The sequence below is a fragment of the Microcoleus sp. F4-D5 genome, assembly GCF_036704885.1.
Taxonomy (GTDB): domain Bacteria; phylum Cyanobacteriota; class Cyanobacteriia; order Cyanobacteriales; family Microcoleaceae; genus Microcoleus.
Genome location: NZ_JAUBSX010000005.1, coordinates 1 through 20,562, shown reverse-complemented (window position 1 = coordinate 20,562; position 20,562 = coordinate 1). Strand labels below are relative to the sequence as shown.

Below are 20,562 nucleotides of genomic sequence, written 5' to 3'. Positions count from 1 at the left end.
ACCAAATTGACAGATGAACGTAAATTCTAACCTTTTAATGTACGCCCAATGGGCGGGAATTCTGACAGTAGCTTTAGCTATTCTAACAGTTATAGCATTTATCTTCAAATGGGGTTTTCGCTTCCGATTAGTAGGAGTGACAAGCTTTATGGGAGTAGTCGCTGCGAGTATATTCGGTCTCGGTTTGGGACTGTTTACTCGCACCGAAATTCCCGGTGCCGTGCGTTATTCTTTAGTTTACGATACTGGCAACGCTCAAACAGTAATTACCGTGCCACCTTCGATCGCCGAATCCGAGTTAGAAGCAACGATGCGGCAAGCGGCTGCGGATTTGTACTCTCCAGGGCGGTCTGGAAGGGGCAGAGACTACTTGACAATCCGGGTTCGGACAATTGTACATCCCGAGCCTGGGCTGTCGCAGCCGCTGTTTTTGGGCGAAGTGAGGCGATCGCTCGCGACTCGTGATGATGACAAAATGGCGATCGAAATCTTCCCCGAAAAAGTTGCTATTCTGAAAAAATATCAAGCTTAAAAATAGGGTGCAGCAGCATTCTTAGGACTGACGCATCGGAGATCGGAAACCGGGTTTTTTACGCGCTGTAACTCACATCTTGCGCCATTCTCAATAAGTCTTGGGAGGGCGGGCTTTCCAGCCCACCCCACAAGAAAACTCACTCTTTGTGGAACAGGCATCTTGCCTGTTCATGATAATACTGAAAGAGCTCAGTTGTAACCCGCAGATTCTGTAAAAAACCCGGTTTCTTTGGTCGTAGTGCGTAAGTGCTGCAACAAAAATTAAATTTTATAAAATAAATATCAAATTATGACTCAAAATTCCGAAAAATTACTAACAGACCTCTACAATACTTGCAACCCATATTATCCTTTACCAGCAGGCGACCCGCGATATGTTGACTGTCGAGAAGTGCGGGGAGATGACAATATTACCGTAGACTTGGGCCGCAATATTCAGCGTTCCCAAAAGATGACTTGTCAGTTGTATGCCGGACATCGCGGTGCGGGAAAATCAACCGAATTGCGGAGGCTAGAAAAATATTTAACAGAACAAGGCTATTTTGTAGTTTATTTCGCCGCTGACGAACAAGATATTAATCCCGAAGATACTGAATATACAGATATTTTGCTGGCTTGCACCAGACACTTGTTAGAAATAATTAAAGATGCTGACTCGAAACCTTTGCTCGATTGGATGAAAAACCGCTGGAACGATTTAAAAGAGTTAGCCTTGACAGAAGTGTCTTTTGAAACCTTGAGCTTAGAAATGCAAATTGCTCAGTTTTCCAAACTGACGGCGAATGTGAGAACCGAACCGAGTCTGCGCCAAAAAATTAGAGAAAAAGTTAATCCCTACACCACAACGCTGCTTGAGGCGCTGAATCAGTTTATTCGCGATGCTAAAAAAAAGTTGCCCGCCCCATATTCACAACTGGCAATAATTGCCGATAATTTAGACCGGATTGTGCCGTTTTCTAAAGACGGAGGACAACGCAGCAATCTCGACGAAATTTTTTTAGACCGCAGCGAACAACTCAAAGCTTTAGATTGTCACGTCGTTTACACCGTACCGATTTCGATGGTGCATTCCAACCGCGCTGCCAATTTGAGCATTAATTATAATAATGCTCCGCAAGTGCTGCCGATGATTATGCTACGCAATCCCAGCGGTGAAGTTAATCACGCGGGACTTGCTAAAATGAAAGAGGTGATTGAGAAGCGGGTGAAACAAGTCGCTCCCGATTTATCTTTAGAATTAGAAACAGAATGGTTTGACACCAGAGAAACGCTAGAAAAATTGTGCTTGATGAGCGGGGGTCACGTTAGAAATTTGCTGTTGATGTTGCAAGAAGCCATAAATCAGACAGATGATTTGCCAATTACTGCAAAAGCGGCCCAAAGGGCGATTACGAAAGCGCGGAATGTCTATCGCAGAACCGCTGACAAAGATGACTGGTCAATTTTAGCAAAAGTATCTGTTTCTCGCCGGATACTTAATGACGAACAGCACCGCAATTTGCTATTTAACCGCTGTATTTTGGAATACCGATACTATGATGAAGAAGGAGAGATGCAGAATTGGTATGACGTTCACCCGCTAATTAAAGGCATTCAGGAATTTAAGGAAGCAGTCGCTATACTTCAGCCATGACAGCAGAAATAATTGATTGGGACGAAGATTTACCGCCAGCAGAACCAGAGGAAGAATATCAAACTCTGGTACGCACTCTCAAACGGACTACTGGTTTCCGGTTGTTGTTTGTTGAGTGTTCGCCTGCGGAAGGGGAACGCTTGATTGCGAAAGTTCAAGCGGATGTGCCGCAGAAAAAGATTGAGGTGTTGGCGCTGGATAAGTCTGTTTATAATTTTTATAAGATCATTGAAGATTTGCCAGAACGAGATGCAATTAATATCCTGTTTGTGAAAGGCTTAGAATATTCACTTTATGAATATGAGAAAGAAAAAAAAGATCTCGGATGGGAAAGCAAGGATATTTATTCTTATAGTTGGCGGGGTGTGCCGCCGGTTTTAATTAATTTAAACCAGCAGCGGGAAAGGTTTAGAGATGATTTTAAGATTTGCTTTGTGTTTATTTTGCCTCGTTTTGCCATTAATTATTTTATTCAGCGGGCCCCGGATTTCTTTGATTGGCGATCTAGTTTGTTTAAGTTGTCGATGGATAAAGAACTGCTGCAACAGGAATCAAGGCAGGCTTGTTGGGAAAGAAGGAATCTAGAAGATTATCTAGCTTTGACTTCCCAAGAAAGAAAACAGAAATTGGTGATCGTTCAATCTTTAATTGATGAGGAACGGCAAACATCAGAACAAAAAGCTGAATTGTTTTTTGAACAAGGTTTATTGCATGACTCTGCTGAAGAATACGCAAAAGCCCTCGCCTCCTACGACAAAGCCTTAGAAATCAAACCAGATAATGACTATGCCTGGTACAATCGGGGCATTGCACTGCGTAATTTAGGCAGATGGGAAGAAGCCCTCGCCTCCTACGACAAAGCCTTAGAAATCAAACCAGATAAAGACGAAGCCTGGTACAATCGGGGCGTTGCACTGGGTAATTTAGGCAGGTTGGAAGAAGAGATCGCCTCCTACGACAAAGCCTTAGAAATCAAACCAGATTATCACGAAGCCTGGTACAATCGGGGCATTGTACTGGATGATTTAGGCAGGTTGGAAGAAGCGATCGCCTCCTACGACCAAGCCTTAGAAATCAAACCAGATGATCACAAAGCCTGGTACAATCGGGGCAATGCACTGGGTAAGTTAGGAAGATTGGAAGCAGCGATCGCCTCCTACGACCAAGCCTTAGAAATCAAACCAGATAAAGACGCAGCCTGGTACAATCGGGGCAATGCACTGGGTAAATTAGGAAGATGGGAAGAAGCGATCGCCTCCTACGACAAAGCCTTAGAATTCAAACCAGATTTTCACCTTGCCTGGTACAATCGGGGCGTTGCACTGGGTAATTTAGGAAGATGGGAAGAAGAGATCGCCTCCTACGACCAAGCCTTAGAAATCAAACCAGATTATCACGAAGCCTGGTACAATCGGGGCGTTGCACTGGGTAATTTAGGAAGATGGGAAGAAGAGATCGCCTCCTACGACCAAGCCTTAGAAATCAAACCAGATTATCACGAAGCCTGGTACAATCGGGGCATTGCACTGCGTAATTTAGGAAGATGGGAAGAAGAGATCGCCTCCTACGACCAAGCCTTAGAAATCAAACCAGATGATGACGAAGCCTGGTACAATCGGGGCATTGCACTGGGTAATTTAGGCAGGTTGGAAGAAGCCCTCGCCTCCTTCGACCAAGCCTTAGAATTCAAACCAGATTATCACAAAGCCTGGTACAATCGGGGCTATGCACTGGGTAAATTAGGAAGATGGGAAGAAGCCCTCGCCTCCTACGACAAAGCCTTATAATTCAAACCAGATGATCACGCAGCATTTTATAATAAAGCTTGCTGCTATGCGTTACAGAGTCAGATTGACCAAGCAATTCAGAATTTACAGCAAGCCATCAATCTGAATCCTGACAAATACCGAGAAATGGCAAAAACTGACTCGGATTTTGACAGCATTCGATCGCACCCTCAATTTCAAGCCTTGATTCAAGGATAGGGATTTGCCATTGGGCGGGGCGGGTTTATGAGATTGTCAGTTTTGGCAATTATTGTTGGTAAAACCAGCCCCAACAGCATCAAAAACACTTTTCAACCGAAGCTAGCGGACACGATATGATATAAGAATTAGTAGCGAGGTAAAAGATGACTCAACTCAATGTAACCGTAACCAATGACAGATTTCCCGAACTCATCGCCCGTGTCGAGGATACTGGAGAACGAATTGTCATAGAACAGGAAGGAAGGGCGATCGCTGCTATCATTACTTATGCCGATCTGAAGCGACTGGAGGCCCTAGAAGCCGCCCTAATTAACAAAGCAAAACTCGAAGAATATGAATGGCTAAAAGCTGCGATCGCAAATCCAGCTTTTGATTCTCTGAGAGACTCAGCGGAAGATATCTACACTTTAGCTGATGGCTTGCCCTTCCACGACCCTGAATGGATTAAAACAGTAGCAATCGATCCTGATTTTGGTTCGATCCTAGACCCAGAAGAAGACATTTATACCATAGCTGACGGTAAACCATTCCATGACCAAGGGTAAGATTTTCCTAGTACCGTTTCCCTATGATGATTTATCGGCTAACAAACTGCGTCCAGCAGCTTGTTTGACTAACCCTTTGGGAGCACGACGCCATATTATTCTTGCTTATATTACAAGTCGCTTGCCCACAAATCTACTGGAAACAGATATCGTATTAGAAGCTTCTCATCCCGACTTTCAGGCTTCGGGGCTGCGGGTGTCATCTACTATCAGGCTGCATCAACTGGTGACTGTTTCTACAGTGGTTGTTCAACGTGAGTTGGGTGAATTATCATCAAATACACAGGCTCAAATTGCTGAAAAGCTCTGCAATTTGCTAAGTAAGTGATCGCCTATAGGTGAAAATTATATCAGGACTTACGCAACTTTTAAATTTTTACACTACCCGTAGTAATAAGGGTCGCAATGCACTACAAATAGGGTGGATCTGTAAGTCCTGTTATATCTTGGGTGAGGTTTGTGATACCTCAGTACGATCGCCCTTTACTCTATTCTACGCAGTCATCTAAAAAAACAGTATTAATCTATACCTACAAATCGAAGAGATAGGACTAATATGCAAAAGATTGAAAAAGTTCCAAAATTCATGTAAAATTGCGATAAATAACCAAATAGTCGCGCTCAAAAGCACTAAAAGGCGAAAAAAATCGCAGATAAAAAAGAAAAGAATCAATTAGAGAGAAAATGAGGTGAAACCCCTTGCAAAAATTAGCAAGCATAGAAAAGCCGATCGACTCAGGGGAAAAATCCATAGCAGCCAACACCCAAAAGGCTGAAATTTTGTTGTACGAACGCGGCAACGCCCTAGAAGCAATGGGACGATTCCAAGCTGCGATCGAATCTTGGGAAGAAGCGATCGCACTAGAACCAAAATTTTATGAAGCGCGGTACAACCAAGGGGTAGCCCTCAAAAAATTGGGGCAGCTAGAAGAAGCGATCGCAGCGTACAACAAATCCCTAGAAATCAAACCAAACAATCCCGAAGCGTGGTACAATTGCGCCAACGTTTTGCGGAAGCTCGACAGACTCTCAGAAGCGATCGCATCCTACGAAAAGGCGATCGAACTCAAGCCCAGCTACCCCGAAGCTTGGACGAACCGCGGCAACACCCTCGTCAGCTTAGAAAAATTCTCAGAAGCGATCGACTCCTACGACAAAGCGATCGCCATCAAACCAGACTACTGCGAAGCTTGGTACAACAAAGCATTTACCCTCAGAAAATGCGACCAAAATACAGCCGCGATCGCCTCCTACGACAAAGCGATCGAACTCAAACCAGACTTGCATCAAGCGTGGTACAACCGCGGCTTAGCCCTAGCCGACCAAAAACTCTACCCGGAAGCCGTCGCCTCCTACGACAAAACCCTGCAACTGCGACCCAATTCCGCTGCAGCCTGGAACAAACGCGGCACGGCGATCGCACAAATGGGAAAATTTGAAGCTGCGATCGCATCTTGGGACAAAGCCCTCGCACTCAAGCCAAACAACAGCGAAACCTGGTACAACCGCGGCTTAGCCTTCGCCAACTTACAGCGCTTTGAAGAAGCAATTGCCTCTTGGGACAAAACCGTAGAGTTGCAGCCAGACAACATCGAAGCCTGGTACAACCGCAGCATCGCCCTCAAAAACATTCAACGATTTACCGAAGCCATCGCCTCCTACGATAAAATCATCGCACTCACACCCGACGATCCAAACTTGTACTATCAAAAAGCTTGCGTGTACGCCCTGGAAAAACAAGCAGGCGAGATCGCAAACAGCCAGGAACTTGTAGCCAAAAGCATCAGGCTGGCGATCGAAAACTTATCCAAAGCGATCGAACTCAATCCCGACAAATACCGAAAACAGTGCAAAAATGACTCTAAATTGCGTACAATACGGGAAGAAGTGCGGTTTTTAGCTTGATTTCAGGGTAGCAATGATTGATGGATACGGATGCCGCACTGCAACCGTTGTAGGCAAAACAGGACCATAAACCCCCATCATGCAAACCCTAGACAAAACTCAAGCAAAATTCGCTCAACTAGCAGCCCACCTCAGAGAAGTTAACGACATCGAATCAGCCTCTTCGCTGCTGCATTGGGATCAAGCAACTTATATGCCCGCCAAAGGTGCAAGTGCCAGAGGCCGCCAGTTGGCTACACTCAAACAAATATCCCACGAAAAATTTACAGACCCAAAAATAGGTGAACTTCTAGAAGACTTGCGTTTCTACGAACAAACCCTCCCCTACGACTCCACCGCAGCCAGCCTGATCCGCATCGCCCGCAGAGACTACGATCGCGCCGCCAGAGTACCCGCAACCTTCATGTCAGCACTCTGCCGCCACCAAGCCGACTGCTACGAAGCTTGGGCCGCAGCCAGAACAGCCAACAACTTCGCAGCCGTCGAGCCCTATCTCGAAAAAACCCTAGAATTAAGCAGGCAGTACGCCGATTTTTTCCCGGGCTACGAACACATCGCCGATCCGTTGATCGATCGCAGCGACTACGGTATGAAAGTATCCCTGCTGCGCCCGCTTTTCGCCAAACTGCGTCAAGAATTAGTGCCGATAGTCGAAGCCATCACCTCCCAACCACCCGCCGACGACTCCTGCTTGCACCAAAACTTCCCAGAATCCCAGCAACTAGAATTCACCCGCACAGTCGTAGAACGCATGGGGTTCGACTTCCAGCGGGGACGGCAAGACACCACCCTGCACCCGTTCATGACCAACTTCTCCATAGACGACGTGCGAATTACCACCCGCGTCTACGAAGACCACCTGGATCAAGCACTCTTCAGCAGCATCCACGAAGCCGGACACGCCCTCTACGAACTCGGAAATTCCCCGGAATTTGAAGGCACGCTTCTGGCAGGCGGCATTTCCTCGGGCGTCCACGAAAGTCAGTCGCGACTTTGGGAAAATTTGGTCGGGCGCAGCCGCGGTTTTTGGGAATGTTTCTACCCGCAACTCCAAGGCGTATTTTTGCGACAGTTGGGACACGTATCCACTGACGCATTTTACCGGGCAATTAACAAAGTCTCGCGATCGCTCGTCCGCACTGACGCCGACGAAGTAACCTACAACCTCCACGTCGCCATCCGCTTTGACCTAGAATTGGCAATGGTAGAGGGAAAACTAGCAGTGCGAGACCTCCCCGAAGCCTGGAACGAACGCTATAGAACCGACCTCGGCGTTGTCCCCGCTACCGACAGCGAAGGCGCGATGCAAGATGTTCACTGGTATGTTGGTACGATCGGCGGAATGTTCCAAGGTTACACCCTAGGCAACTTGATGAGCGCCCAATTCTACGAAACAGCAGTAAAACTCAATCCTGAAATTCCCGTAGAAATAGAACAGGGCAATTTTACCGTACTCCACGACTGGCTAAAACAAAATATCTATCAGCACGGCCGCAAATACACTGCCGTCGAATTGATCGATCGGGTTACAGGTTCACCTTTAACTATCGATCCCTTTATCCGCTACATTCGCCACAAATACGGGGAATTTTATGTCATTTGAGAGATAGCAAGTTCACTTTGCAGACTTTAAAATGACATTAAAAAAAGTAGTAGCATAAAAAAAATGGCGATACTAAGACAGTATCGCCTATTTTCACAGCGGCATCAAAAATCTTAAATAAGGGAGTATATATATATATGTCCGAACTGTTTCAGGCTGTTATCGGCAGTGACGAAAAAACGGACTTGCGTCAGTTTGCCAGCGATTTACGGGCTTTGGGAAAGAAATATTTACTGCGAAACGACATAGTTAATGCTTTTGCGGCTTACTGCACCAAATACGAAAAGCCCGAACAGTTCCATCAATCTTCTCATTTGAGCAAACTGATTTACTGCGTTCAGGAAATTATTCTCGAAGATGGCAGCCTTTGCGTCCTGGTGCGGCCAAAAATTGCTACTATAGAAATAGTGCGAGTTGGAGACGACTTGACAATCGAACCGATGACAGTGCAAGAATTGCTCGACGCGCGCGATCGTTTCGTCAACCACTTTCACCCCCAAGAAGGCGACATTCTCGAACTAGATTTCGGCCCGTTTTACGACTATTCCCCCACAATTCGCGACCCCAAAAACATCGGCAAAGGAGTGAAATTCCTCAACCGATACCTGTCCAGCAAACTGTTTCAAGACCCCAGACAGTGGCAGGAAACTCTATTTAATTTCTTGCGGATTCACCGCTGCAACGGCGTACAGTTACTAATTAACGATCGCATAAAATCTCAAGAACAACTTTCAGAACAAGTCAAAAAAGCCCTCACCTTTGTCAGCGAACTTTCTCAAGAAGAACCCTACGAAACATTTCGATTTGTCCTGCAAATGATGGGTTTGGAGGCCGGTTGGGGAAATACCGCAGCCCGCGTACATGAAACCCTAGGAATTTTTGACGAATTAATTGATTCCCCCGATCCGCAAACCTTAGAAGCATTTATTTCTCGTATCCCGATGATTTTCAAAATCGTCCTAGTTTCTCCTCACGGCTGGTTCGGCCAAGAAGGGGTTTTGGGGCGGCCGGATACGGGAGGGCAGGTAGTTTATGTCCTCGATCAAGCCAAGAATTTAGAGAAACAACTGCAAGAAGACATTCATCTTGCCGGTCTCGATTATTTAGGCGTCAAACCTAAAGTAATTATTCTCACCCGGTTAATTCCTAACAGCGATGGCACCCGCTGCAACGAACGTTTGGAAAAAGTTCACGGCACAGAAAATGCTTGGATTTTGCGGGTTCCCTTCCGCGATTTTAATCCTAAAATGACTCAAAATTGGATTTCGCGGTTCGAGATTTGGCCTTATTTGGAGACTTACGCGATCGATGCAGAAAAAGAACTGCTGGCTGAGTTTCAGGGCAAGCCAGATTTAATTGTCGGCAACTATTCCGACGGCAACTTGGTAGCGTTTTTGCTGTCTCGCAAACTCAAAATTACTCAGTGCAATATTGCCCATGCGCTGGAAAAATCTAAATATTTGCTCAGCAATCTCTACTGGCAAGAATCAGAGGACAAATACCATTTTGCGCTGCAATTTACTGCCGATATAATTGCTATGAATGCAGCTAATTGTATTGTCAGCAGCACCTATCAAGAGATTGTGGGCAAACCCGATAGTGTCGGCCAGTACGAATCTTACCATTGTTTTACGATGCCGGATTTGTACCACGTTGTCAACGGGATTGAACTGTTCAGCCCTAAATTCAACGTCGTGCCGCCGGGAGTCAACGAAAGCGTATACTTTCCTTACACGCGGATAGAAGACCGGGTGCAAGGCGATCGCGATCGGCTCAACGAACTCCTGTTTACTCTAGAAGACCCCGAACAAGTCTTTGGAAAACTCGACGACCCGCAAAAGCGCCCTTTATTTTCGATCGCCCGGCTCGATCGCATTAAAAATCTGACAGGCTTAGCAGAATTGTTTGGAAAAAGCCAGGAATTGCAAGAAAAATGCAACTTAATTCTAGTAGCTGGCAAGCTGCGCGTCGAAGAAACCGAAGACTACGAAGAAGCAGAAGAAATTAAAAAGCTTTACGCAATTATCGACCAATACAACCTTCACGGTAAAATTCGCTGGCTGGGAGTGAGGCTTTCCAACAGTCTGTCCGGCGAAATCTACCGGGTAATCGCCGACGGCCAAGGTATATTTGTTCAGCCAGCCTTATTTGAAGCTTTCGGCTTGACAATTCTCGAAGCAATGATTACCGGCATTCCCACTTTCGGGACGCAGTTTGGCGGCCCGCTGGAAATTATTCAAGATGGCGTAAATGGGTTTTATATCAACCCGACCAACCACCCGGAAACCGCCCAAAAAATTCTAGATTTTTTATCGAAATGCGAACAAAATCCCAACTATTGGTATGAAATTTCAACGCGAGGAATTGACCGAGTTTACAGCACGTATACATGGAAAATTCACACGACCAAGCTGCTGGCGCTGGCGCGGACTTACGGTTTCTATAACTACTCGTCCCAGGAAAACCGCGAAGATATGCTCCGCTACATAGAAGCGCTGTTTTATCTGATTTACAAGCCGAGAGCCAAGGCTTTATTGGCAGAACACGCGAACCGATAAGTGGCGACTTTTGCTTCTTACGGGCTGGTTGAACGAAAAAACTTGGTCTCTCACCGATCGACTTTTTACACAACCCGCCCGTAAAGATTTGTGAATGACAGCAGGTTTTCTACAAGAGGACTGAGGCGAAGAAACGCGGTTTCTACTAAAATATTGGCTTTAGTAACAAAACATCTCGGAATCAACCGGGTTTCTGAGGAATAGTGCGAACCCGTCCCTGCTTCCAACTCATAACTTCTGGGTGCGGCAGTCCCCATTGCCGAACTTCTAGAAGCTGTGGCAGATATAGCAACCGCGCCCGACGGTTATAAAGTTCTTAATGGCCCAAACCAATGCGGTCTATTACCCCTTCCCTCGGACTTTTTGTTACCCACTCGCGAAGTGGAAGAGCCTTCTTCCTTCTTCATTCTGTTATCTTTCTCAGAAAGCAGTCCGGGTAATACAATTAGATTGAGAAACTTGAAAACAGCGAAACCTTGTCAAACATGACTAACAGGATAAAATTTATGCGTGTGACTACTGTTACAATTTTCAGCTTGATCTCTCTGCTCGTTCCCGCCTTGACCAGAAAGGCAACTGCTGCCTTCGACTCCCAACCCTTGGTGCAGGAACAGTACCGCAGAGACTTTGCCGCTCCCGCCGATCCGGGTGCGTCGGCATCGCCCGCCGAGGGAAATTCGCAACAAGATATGTTTAACAAGCCTTTTTACGCCGGCGAGCAGCCGCCAGTGAGAAAGGAGAAAACTATCTCGGCGGGAGCTGACGGGCCAGAAGTCGCAGCCATACAGCAGCGCTTGCAGGTGCACAGTTTCAAGGTAGGGACGATCGACGGTTCCTATGGCTCTCGCACTACATCAGCGGTCCGTGCCTTTCAGCAGTCTAAGGGTTTGCAGGCAGACGGCATTGTGGACAAAGAAACTTGGACAGCTTTAGCTGCAGATCCGGCCTCTGATCCTGAAACTGTGCAGAGCAATGCTCCAATTCTGGGCAATGCTGCTGTTCCTGGCAATCCTCCAACTCTTTTAAATAAAGGCGCTGTCGGTTCCAAGGTGAAGACGCTACAGGTGCGTTTGGAAATACAGGGTTACGATCCCGGTCCCATCGACGGCATTTTTGGCGCTCGCACTGCTACGGCTGTCAAGAACTTTCAGCAGTATAAGGGTTTGACGGCTAGCGGCATGGTGGACGAAACAACCTGGAAAGCGCTGGGCCAAAAGTAAGTGACAAGTGAAAAATACGGAAAATTGCTGTGGCGATAACTCATGATTGAACCCGGTGTCCAAAAATGACCGGGTTTCTCAATGTTGAGCGATCGAGCAATGTGGTCATCAGCTTGCGGATTTATCAGTAGGTCGCTTTGTTTTATCTATCCAAAATCTAAAATCTAAAATCTAAAATCGATCGAGCAATGTGGTCATCAGCCTGCGGATTTATCAGTTGGTCGCTTTCTTCAATCTAAAATCTAAAATCTAAAATCTAAAATCTATCGAGCAATGTGGTCATCAGCCTGCGGATTTATCAGTTGGTCGCTTTCTTCAATCTAAAATCTAAAATCTAAAATCGATTGACCGATCGCTCTGTTGTGTGCTATAGTGTTTAAGTCTCAAAATGCGGATATGGCGGAATTGGTAGACGCGCCAGATTTAGGTTCTGGTTCCGAGAGGAGTGAAGGTTCAAGTCCTTTTATCCGCATAGCAGATTGTATTCCCAAATTTTGTCGAGTGTCAATTGTTGAGTGTCAAATTATTTGACCGCGTTGATAGGTTGCTGTCCGTGTTGCTAAATTATTTGTCTCTGTTGACAGAATGCTGTCCATTTGACAAATAGAAGGTTTTGATAGACGACCTTGGTTACGAGAGTAAAAAAGAACTTGAACCTTCTTTCAACCCACCTACAACGATCGCTGAAACCTCGATGGCTTGCTGCGAGCTCTTCAGTCGCAATAATAGGACTTTCAACCCACTCCTAGTCGGGATGGTTGTTGAAACTCACCCCATCATTCCATAGAACGAACCAAATCCCGATCTTTCAACCCACCCCTAATCGGGATGGTCGTTGAAACATTGGCGGCGCGTTTAGCACTTCTGTACAGTAACTCGTATTTCTGTAGAAGCGACTTCAATCACTGATTTTTATCTTAACTTTTTCAGTTTCTTTAAGTGCGATCGCCTCAAATTTTCCACCAACTGCCGCAACTGGTTCAAATTACCCGCTTCGCCGCCATACTTCCAACGCACGTAAGCTTGCGAAACTTCATCAATCACCTCAGCTTCATCAATTGCGTGATTACCGCGCATTGCCTCAGCATACTCCAAAGGCGTTTGAGCTTTCTGCTTGGCAAATCCCCTACTCGCCAAATCCTTCAGCATTTCCTGATAAACCCCCTCCACCGGCGGCAACTTCGCCAGCCAGCGGCGGTGGCGCCACTTGCGCCACACTTGCCAAATTAACCAGCCAATAAAGCCAAATGCGATCGCAGCAATCAAACCAGTAAATAACCCCACCCAACCCTTAGCAAATTGTCCCAGAAACCAGCCCACAATCAAAGTTATCCAGCCAATTAGAAAACCTATAACTGAATCCAGCCCGCTTCTGAGAGGAGTCGGTAGCCAACCCGCGATCCACTTCCAAAACGATTCGATCGCACTAAAAGTCTGGTTGTCTTCCACCGAAGCCGGAATCAGCGGATAACCGGGAATCGGATTAAAACCAAACCAGCCATTATTGGGAAAATATACCTCCGTCATCAAGAAAGCATCGGTATTTTTCACAACATAGTAACCAGTAAACGGGTTAAATTCCCCCGTATCGAAACCGCCCGCCATTCGCGCCGGAATCCCGATCGATCTCAACATAATTGTCAGTACCGTCGAAAAGTGGTCTGGATATCCACCTGTAACTTTTTTGCCATCCTGGGTATTTTTGTAACCAAACAGAAAACCCTCGACTAAATCTTCACCTTCTTCTAAGTAAGGCAAGGCTTTTTCTATTTTGTAATTCGGGTTTTGCTTCAAATATTGAGCTAAGTACAAAGCTTTTTCGTAAGGAGAATCTATCGGTCTGTCCGACTGAGATACTCTAGTTCTTGCCGCCAATATTTCTTCTGTTTTTTCTCGCACCTTCTGGGCAATTTCCGGCGGCACATCCAAATAGAAATTGCGAATATTTTTCGGGTAATTAGTACCAGTTTTACCCAACAAAGAGCGATCGCGAAAAGGCACATTTGAAATCACCGTATAAGTCAAACCATCCGCCAATTCCACAGGCGATCGCAAACCCCCCTCCGCATCAACTGCCACCTCTGTCGTCGGAAAATAAAGTTCTCTCGGCTTGTTTAAAGCCGGAATCAAATTCGGCAACTGAGCAACAATAGTATAACTTTGAATCACCTCTTGAGTCCGAGGCGCATTGGGAAAAGGATTCAGATAAAATTGATAAGACCACCTAGGTCTATTCACCGTTTGAGCTTGTTCGTTGCGAGAAATTTCCCAACCCTGACCGGTGTATTTGTCGAAGCCCAACACCCGCCAAAAACCCGCAGCCTGCGATCGCACCCGCATCACCACTTGGGGTTTCATTTCCCCCCGCAAATTTTGATTGATGCGCTGGTTGAAACCGTAATAAAAAGTAGAGTCTACCTCTCCTGGCCCCGAGTCTGGGTTTCTCCCACTGCCTCCGCCAGTCCCTTTTTTATTTCCCCCTCTGACATACCCAGGATTCAGAATGCTGCGGGAGTCAAACTCGCCCTGATATTCAATAGGAGCACTCACCGGAAAAGTCCGCAACTGATAGCCTGGGAGGCGCGGCAAAAACGCAAAAATAGTCAGCCCCAACCCGACAGTTATCATCAGCAAAAAACCAAAATACTTGGGAGACAAAGTAGCCCCAAATAACGACCAGTTATTGTTTTTTTCTTGACCTTCTACCTTCTGTTTTCTATTTTCTACCTTTGAGAGTCCCAAGCGCGATCGATAATCCAAAACCAAAGTCGGAAGCGCTAAAGCCAAAAACACCAACAACAGCGGCCCAAAAGTCAAGGTTTGGCTGAGAGTCGCTGCTACCCCTAACAAAATTAGCCCGATTACCATCGAATAGCCCAAATCCTTGCGGCGGGGCAAATCGAAACTGTGCAGCACTTGAAGTTGAATTAATAGTTGCGCCAAAACTAACCGCGTATCATTCAATTCTCCAACCAAGCGGCTAAAAAAAGCGAACAGCGCCACCAGCATTCCAATAGCTATGCAGAACTTAGCAGCTACATTGCGATCGCGGCGGCGATACCAACTCCAAGTTGCTCCCACAATACTAACAGGCACAGCCCACAGGTTCAGGGCTTCTTCAGCAGCAACGTCAGTAGCTACAATTCCCACAATTACCAACAACTGAACTAGGATTCGCAGCAGTAAAGAATCCTCAACCACCGGCGGAGGCATGGCCTCGATCTGCTCCCACAGTTTACCCAGAACAGGTATATTTCGCAGGTTATCAGTTGTCATGTGCACCCATCCAACGATTTTAGATTTTAGATTTTAGATTTTAGATTTTATCCACAGATAAATCTGGGTTTTAACTAATATCTAAACCTTATTTCTCTGTCATTAGATTTTAGATTGAATCCACAGATTAACTTCACAGATGAATCTGGGGCTTGAACTAAAATCTAAACTTTTTCGCTTACCACGACAGAAGTCGAGGGATTGCATCTGTTTTTTGTGTGAGGTCAAACCACAGAGTAAAAACCTAAATTATTTACTCTAATTAGACTTTTTTAGTTGCTATCTTGTCCTGCCAAAATAGGACGAATAGCAAACATCAAAGGTCTGGTCTCGAAGTTTTGGAATCGAACTTCTAGGGCATAAGTCTTGTCAGGTTGTGGGTCAAACAACTCCACACTTAAATGCCCGGAATTCGGACGATGTGCTGTTGCTTCGGCATCTCCTCCCTTGAGTTCCAAACTTCCTGCCCCCGGAAATTGGCACTCAACTCTTAAACACGGCATTGGCTGTTCTCTGTTGGGGTTCGACAGGTATTGAGCCTCCAGAGTCAGCGAACCCAAACCAGTCAGCCACTCCCGCGAAACCGGCGGCTGATTCACAGGACAATCCAAAGTTAGAGACTCAATGATTTCCTTGGCGGCCAACAGAGACAGCACCATTTGTTGATCGGTACTCGCTGCTTCGTAATTCGGGAAATCTTCTAAATCTAGAAGTCCCCGCAAAGAACCTCTGAGCACTAAACCAGCTAACTCGTTGAGTTCCTGAGACTGGCCCGGAAACAAGCCATCTACAGCGCGAACTAACTTCGAGCCTTGCCGTAGCGACGACATTACCAGTTCCTGACAAGGTTCTAGCAGTTGAGCAAAAACCTCTTGGGCGATCGGAATTGGCAGGCGGCCCCACCTGATATTTTGTAGTTGGGGAGTCCAGAGGTGTAGGGGAGGAACCCATTGCGGGGCTACATCGTCTGGGTAATCGTGGTCGTAGCTTTTGAATTCTGTTTCCCAGGGGAACAGCGGGGGGTTAGATTCTATTTCGGCTCTAAGCCTTTCTTTTAACAAGGTCTGAAAACGGTCTTGCACGGTCGGTATTTCTCCAATTGTCAGCGGTTGTGCGGGTGCATTGCTGTGCGCCCCCACTTGATAGTCCAGCGGGTCTGGTTCGTCCCATTCCCAGTATTCCACCCCGGAATTCTCTTCTGTGTCGCCCCACTCTTGTGAGCGAGGGGGCGGATTGAGGTTTTCCTCATCTTGGCTAGAGGCATTCGCTATTGGCGCCTGCAATATCCAGTCTAAAAAATGGCGCTCGAAAGCCTCTGCATCCCTGTTCGTTTCGTTATTCATCACTAGATGCCCCTTCTCCGGAATCTGAACGATTTCGCAATTCCCACGCAAGTTCCAGCAATTTAAACCACCGCTTCTGTACCTGGGCTACCGTGCTGCCGAGGGTTTGGGCGATCGCTGACTCTGACAGACCCTGTTGCTTCAACTTTAGCAAACGCTGTCCCTCTGGGCCAATTTGCTCACCAAAATCTTGCCATTGAGAAGGCAGCAAACCCAGATTTCGATCTAAGTCTGCTTCCAGCCACTGGTGAACGAGTTCCCAGCGGTGCGACATGGCGAACCTGAGCAAATGATACTTGAAGCGCTGCTGCAAATAGTCTCTTTGGCGGGGAGTTATGCCCAGGAGCGACTCTATTTCATTAGTCGGTAAGTCTTGCAAGCGCAGCACGAAGTAATCGGCGCAGTCTTGTTGGTTGCGCTCTTTCAAGTAAGCGACTAATTCGTCAATCACGTTTTGCCGCAGAGATTCTGACTCGTCGCCTAGCGGACGAATTGCCGCCGAACCCTGTCCGGCCATCGCTTCCCGCACTGAGTGCACCGAGGTGTCATTCCAAGTTTGGTCGGAATCAGAAGCCCCTCCGTCGGCGGCTTGTTCCATATCTACGGACGTTTCTTTGGGCTGCTGCTGGGAAAAGGTTTGGGCCCGTAAAATAATTAGTTGCTGGCTGCGGTTCCTAGGCAAAGGAATGCGCCGCTTGCCGAAGCGCTCTACAAAAGCCATGTACTCTGCTAGTTCTAAGCGAGTGCGGGGACTGTAGGTAGGTGGCAGTTGGGTTTCGCGCCGGAATGCCTTTAAAGCTTCGAGATAAAATCCTTGCAAAAAATCTTTGATCAGTTCTACTCGCGCCTGATAGCTAGACTGCACCTGCGGAGGAGTGATGTAGCGATAGACGATCGCGCTGAGGGTACTGTGCAATTCTACTCGCCCGGGCCCGGAACCTAAATTGTGATAGTGGAGGCATTGTTGCAAGCGGTGCTGGGCGAGACTTAGAGCCGAACCTTCTATGTCTCCAGAGGCTTGAATCCGCTGGCTTTCGGTGCATATCCTGTTGACTTCTGCTGCGAGTCGTCCTGCTACATCCCGGCAGTTCTGCTCAGACGCGCGAGTGGACTTTTTGAGTTCGTCTAACAGCAGTTGAAAGATGGTTTCCACGCTCTGGCAGATTTCCCGCATGATAGTTTACAGCTAACAATGAAACTAGCACACCCTGCGACTTTAAATTTAGGATTTTACATTTTATAGTGGGCAGTGCTGGGTATCACATACTTGGACTCCCACCTGTTACCCTGAAATTCTTAAACTCAAATCTCAAATTAACTGACTGATGGATTTAGACCAACAGATTCAAGCACTGATCGAAAAAGCTCCGCCCGACGGTTCGACCCCACAAATCTTAAAGGCGATCGCTCCGGCCCTGGTGTTAATTGCCCAACAGCTACAGCACCTCGACTACTCGATCCTGCAAGCGGTAGACCAAAGTTGGGCGATCGTGGTTTTGAGCAATCTCAAGCAACCGGGACGGGAGAAGAGGGTGATTTATGCTTGGAGCAGTCTTAAAGATGCGTCGCAGGCGGCTACGGCTGGGGGCGATCGCCTCAGACCGGTGACTTTGCCTGTCACTCACATTTTATTTCAGATGATAGCTCTTGAAGGTCTAGACAGCATTGTTTTTTTTGAAAGTCCAGGCAATCAGGAAGTGGGGACGGAAATCCCTCGCGAGCAAATACAGAGCTTAATTAACGTTTACTTGCAACAGTATCGATCTGCTCCACCGCCGGATATTGCCTAAACAACTCAATTTTCTATTAATTGGTAATAGGGGATTAGGTATTGGGCATTACCCATTACCAATTCCCCATTACCAATAAAGTCGGTCTTGGACGCGCAGACTATAACTGTAGGGCGATGCACACCGCACCTTAGCACTACAGATAGTGTAAAAAATAATTTCTTGCGTAAGTCCTAAAAGTGTAACTTTTTAACCTCTAATAAAGTCTGCTCAAAACGTATTCAGCCAAATCAATCAAAGCTTGACGGGACTCTGAATGGGGCAGCGCAGCTAAGTATTCGACGGCTTTCTGTGCGTGATTTGTTGCTAGTTCTCGCGATCGCTCTATGCCTTTAGAATCTTCTACCAGTGCCAGGGCCTGCTCTATATCTCCTTCTTGAGCAAACTCGCGATCGACGAGAACTTCCAAGAAAGGCTTTTCTTCTAGGGCAAATAGTGCTGGTGCTGTCAGATTACCGCTTCTGAGATCCGAGCCTGCTGGTTTGCCCAAAGTTTCCGTTGAAGCGGTGAAATCTAATATATCATCTACTATTTGGAATGCCAAACCAATGTTGCGACCGTAGTTGTACAAGTCGTCTGCTATTTCCACTGAAACCTCGCTCAAACAGCCCGCTGCTTTGGAACTATTGGCAATTAAAGACGCTGTTTTGTAATAACTTTTTTCTAGGTACGCTTCGATCGACAAGCTGGTGTCAAATCCATTTAGTCCCTGTTGAATTTCCCCCTCAGCTAAATCCATAATCACTTCTGAAAGCAGTTTGACTACTGGCAGGTTGTCGAGATTTGCCAAATGCCAGGAAGATTGAGCAAACAGAAAATCTCCTGCCAATACTGCCACTCGGTTGTTAAACCGACTGTGAACCGTCGGCACTCCCCGCCGCAGATCCGACTCGTCAACCACGTCGTCGTGCACTAGACTAGCTGTGTGGATCATTTCCGTGATTTCAGCGAGGCGGCGGTGTTTTTCCGTGATTTCCCCATCGGGCATAGTTGTCCGGGCCATCAACAGAACGATTGCGGGTCTCACTCGTTTTCCCTTTGTGCCGAATAAGTATTCTGCAGCCGCGTACAAGATGGGATGACGGGCACCCACTAACTGTTTTAAGTTTTCTGTCAACAGTCGCAGGTCTTCTTCAACCGAGGAAAATAGGAGAGTGCTAGAGATCATGGATACGCCGACTCAAGCCGTAAAGTAACAAAATTTTACATATCATATCTTTATTTTAAGGTAATTCTCTGCAATAGAAAAGAAAAATTTAGGCGATCGCGAGTTATTTGTCATCTGCAAGCCGATGGGAGTGACCCGACTGCCAGAGACGACGAGTAGCCCCCGGCCAGATGGGTTGTCCCTATTGTATCGAATTGTTAAGGACACTGCCAAAAAATCTCTAAATCCCAGAAACCCTGTGTTATTATGGCTATTAAGGATTTCAACAATTCTATACATTAAGTACAGCCAGACTGGCAGGTAACTTTTAGGTGCCTGTAAAAGTTTCGTAGATCCAGCCTTGTTAGTCGATCGCAGCGAAAATTTCTGGGACAGATTTTTAGTTCCTCGCGGCTAAAAGTTTCCAGAAGTTAAGAGTAGCGCATCTTATTTGCACGGTAGCTCAAAGCAGCTAAAGTGGATAGTTTTAGGCTGTTTAAGCATCTGTAAAGCAGTAAATCATTGTTGATGACCGGGAGCGCCTAAATGTTCCCGCAGGCTTGATATGGAAAAGCGGCCTTCAGAACCAAGGCATTGTCTTGCGTGCTGACTTAATGTAGTAGGTCTTGAACTTGTCCTCCTCCTCCTAGTCCTTGACTTTTGGTTCTAATTATGATTTATCGCGATATTCCTCTAATTATTCCCATTCTGGCCGCCGGCTATGTAATGACTATTTATGTACTGCTGATGTTGGCCGAACGCAGCGCTAAAATAACTCGATTAGGCGAGTAGTGCACTGCTCGGCAGCCGAATTCGGCAGCAGTGCCCTGGCTTCACCGCAGAGAATTCCGAATACTCAATAATAACCCTGCCTTGAATGCTTGCGTACAAAGGCAGGGTTATTATTTACAATTGCCGGCACCGTGATTTTCTGGGGTACAAGTTATACCATTTTTCTAAAGATGTGCTAGAGATAAAGAATGTAAGATCCAAGACCATCCTGTGAGAAAACCAATGACA

15 protein-coding genes, 1 tRNA gene and 1 pseudogene are annotated in these 20,562 nt (G+C 46.6%); 12 read left to right on the top strand and 5 right to left on the bottom strand.

Going from position 1 to position 20,562, the window contains the following annotated elements:
* The first annotated feature begins 13 nt into the window (after positions 1–13).
* From QUA80_RS03835 to QUA80_RS03795, 9 genes and pseudogenes are all read left to right on the top strand, one after another.
* Positions 14–532 (top strand): Ycf51 family protein, encoded by a 519-nt coding sequence (locus QUA80_RS03835; protein WP_333421567.1) that lies wholly within the window; start codon positions 14–16, stop codon positions 530–532.
* Between the two features lie 291 nt (positions 533–823).
* Entirely contained in the window at positions 824–2,167 is a 1,344-nt protein-coding gene (locus QUA80_RS03830) for an ATP-binding protein (RefSeq protein ID WP_333421565.1), read from the top strand.
* A complete protein-coding gene (locus QUA80_RS03825) occupies positions 2,164–3,954 on the top strand; it encodes a tetratricopeptide repeat protein (protein ID WP_333421563.1) in 1,791 nt (596 codons plus the stop codon). Before QUA80_RS03830 ends, QUA80_RS03825 begins: the two co-directional genes overlap by 4 nt.
* Before the next feature lie 30 nt (positions 3,955–3,984).
* Positions 3,985–4,152 (top strand): annotated as a pseudogene (locus QUA80_RS03820) (tetratricopeptide repeat protein); the annotation flags it as partial.
* 146 nt (positions 4,153–4,298) lie between these two features.
* Positions 4,299–4,700 (top strand): type II toxin-antitoxin system Phd/YefM family antitoxin, encoded by a 402-nt coding sequence (locus QUA80_RS03815; RefSeq protein WP_333421561.1) that lies wholly within the window; start codon positions 4,299–4,301, stop codon positions 4,698–4,700.
* Positions 4,687–5,028, top strand: a complete 342-nt coding sequence (locus QUA80_RS03810; RefSeq protein ID WP_333421559.1) for a type II toxin-antitoxin system PemK/MazF family toxin — start codon at positions 4,687–4,689, stop codon at positions 5,026–5,028. Before QUA80_RS03815 ends, QUA80_RS03810 begins: the two co-directional genes overlap by 14 nt.
* Before the next feature lie 371 nt (positions 5,029–5,399).
* Positions 5,400–6,605 carry a tetratricopeptide repeat protein gene (locus QUA80_RS03805; protein WP_333421557.1) on the top strand — a complete coding sequence of 402 codons (1,206 nt, stop codon included), beginning with the start codon at positions 5,400–5,402 and terminating at the stop codon, positions 6,603–6,605.
* A 79-nt stretch (positions 6,606–6,684) separates the two neighbouring features.
* On the top strand, positions 6,685–8,208 hold the full coding sequence (locus tag QUA80_RS03800; RefSeq protein WP_333421555.1) for a carboxypeptidase M32: 1,524 nt from the start codon (positions 6,685–6,687) through the stop codon (positions 8,206–8,208).
* 137 nt (positions 8,209–8,345) lie between these two features.
* Entirely contained in the window at positions 8,346–10,766 is a 2,421-nt protein-coding gene (locus tag QUA80_RS03795; RefSeq protein WP_333421554.1) for a sucrose synthase, read from the top strand.
* Positions 10,767–10,831: 65 nt separating this feature from the next.
* Here QUA80_RS03795 and QUA80_RS03790 read toward each other — a convergent pair whose 3' ends face one another.
* Positions 10,832–11,023 (bottom strand): hypothetical protein, encoded by a 192-nt coding sequence (locus QUA80_RS03790; protein WP_333421552.1) that lies wholly within the window; start codon positions 11,021–11,023, stop codon positions 10,832–10,834.
* 249 nt (positions 11,024–11,272) lie between these two features.
* Here QUA80_RS03790 and QUA80_RS03785 point away from each other — a divergent pair, with 249 nt between their 5' ends.
* Both QUA80_RS03785 and QUA80_RS03780 read left to right on the top strand, forming a co-directional pair.
* A complete protein-coding gene (locus QUA80_RS03785) occupies positions 11,273–11,986 on the top strand; it encodes a peptidoglycan-binding protein (protein ID WP_333421550.1) in 714 nt (237 codons plus the stop codon).
* 390 nt (positions 11,987–12,376) lie between these two features.
* Positions 12,377–12,458: transfer RNA gene (locus QUA80_RS03780), tRNA-Leu, on the top strand.
* Between the two features lie 440 nt (positions 12,459–12,898).
* Here the strand turns inward: QUA80_RS03780 and QUA80_RS03775 are convergent.
* From QUA80_RS03775 to hetZ, 3 genes are all read right to left on the bottom strand, one after another.
* Positions 12,899–15,262, bottom strand: a complete 2,364-nt coding sequence (locus tag QUA80_RS03775) for a transglutaminaseTgpA domain-containing protein (protein ID WP_333421549.1) — start codon at positions 15,260–15,262, stop codon at positions 12,899–12,901.
* A gap of 272 nt (positions 15,263–15,534) precedes the next feature.
* Positions 15,535–16,605, bottom strand: coding sequence for a hypothetical protein (locus QUA80_RS03770; RefSeq protein WP_333421547.1), 1,071 nt, complete (start codon positions 16,603–16,605; stop codon positions 15,535–15,537).
* Positions 16,598–17,779 (bottom strand): heterocyst differentiation protein HetZ, encoded by a 1,182-nt coding sequence (gene hetZ, locus QUA80_RS03765; RefSeq protein ID WP_333421545.1) that lies wholly within the window; start codon positions 17,777–17,779, stop codon positions 16,598–16,600. Before hetZ ends, QUA80_RS03770 begins: the two co-directional genes overlap by 8 nt.
* A gap of 151 nt (positions 17,780–17,930) precedes the next feature.
* Between hetZ and QUA80_RS03760 the strand changes: the two genes are divergently transcribed.
* Positions 17,931–18,395, top strand: a complete 465-nt coding sequence (locus QUA80_RS03760; protein WP_333421543.1) for a hypothetical protein — start codon at positions 17,931–17,933, stop codon at positions 18,393–18,395.
* A gap of 196 nt (positions 18,396–18,591) precedes the next feature.
* Here the strand turns inward: QUA80_RS03760 and sds are convergent, their stop codons facing one another.
* The gene (sds, locus tag QUA80_RS03755; RefSeq protein WP_333421541.1) at positions 18,592–19,563 is read right to left on the bottom strand and encodes a solanesyl diphosphate synthase; all 972 of its coding nucleotides are present in this window, start codon (positions 19,561–19,563) and stop codon (positions 18,592–18,594) included.
* Positions 19,564–20,562: the final 999 nt, after the last annotated feature.

What these genes read in the sequence shown, in the direction of transcription:
- QUA80_RS03835 (WP_333421567.1), top strand. Translation starts at nt 14, where the DNA reads ATGAACGTAAATTCTAACCTTTTAATGTACGCCCAATGGGCGGGAATT.
- QUA80_RS03830 (WP_333421565.1), top strand. Translation starts at nt 824, where the DNA reads ATGACTCAAAATTCCGAAAAATTACTAACAGACCTCTACAATACTTGC.
- QUA80_RS03825 (WP_333421563.1), top strand. Translation starts at nt 2,164, where the DNA reads ATGACAGCAGAAATAATTGATTGGGACGAAGATTTACCGCCAGCAGAA.
- QUA80_RS03815 (WP_333421561.1), top strand. Translation starts at nt 4,299, where the DNA reads ATGACTCAACTCAATGTAACCGTAACCAATGACAGATTTCCCGAACTC.
- QUA80_RS03810 (WP_333421559.1), top strand. Translation starts at nt 4,687, where the DNA reads ATGACCAAGGGTAAGATTTTCCTAGTACCGTTTCCCTATGATGATTTA.
- QUA80_RS03800 (WP_333421555.1), top strand. Translation starts at nt 6,685, where the DNA reads ATGCAAACCCTAGACAAAACTCAAGCAAAATTCGCTCAACTAGCAGCC.
- QUA80_RS03795 (WP_333421554.1), top strand. Translation starts at nt 8,346, where the DNA reads ATGTCCGAACTGTTTCAGGCTGTTATCGGCAGTGACGAAAAAACGGAC.
- QUA80_RS03790 (WP_333421552.1), bottom strand. Translation starts at nt 11,023, where the DNA reads ATGGGGACTGCCGCACCCAGAAGTTATGAGTTGGAAGCAGGGACGGGT.
- QUA80_RS03785 (WP_333421550.1), top strand. Translation starts at nt 11,273, where the DNA reads ATGCGTGTGACTACTGTTACAATTTTCAGCTTGATCTCTCTGCTCGTT.
- QUA80_RS03775 (WP_333421549.1), bottom strand. Translation starts at nt 15,262, where the DNA reads ATGACAACTGATAACCTGCGAAATATACCTGTTCTGGGTAAACTGTGG.
- QUA80_RS03770 (WP_333421547.1), bottom strand. Translation starts at nt 16,605, where the DNA reads ATGAATAACGAAACGAACAGGGATGCAGAGGCTTTCGAGCGCCATTTT.
- hetZ (WP_333421545.1), bottom strand. Translation starts at nt 17,779, where the DNA reads ATGCGGGAAATCTGCCAGAGCGTGGAAACCATCTTTCAACTGCTGTTA.
- QUA80_RS03760 (WP_333421543.1), top strand. Translation starts at nt 17,931, where the DNA reads ATGGATTTAGACCAACAGATTCAAGCACTGATCGAAAAAGCTCCGCCC.
- sds (WP_333421541.1), bottom strand. Translation starts at nt 19,563, where the DNA reads ATGATCTCTAGCACTCTCCTATTTTCCTCGGTTGAAGAAGACCTGCGA.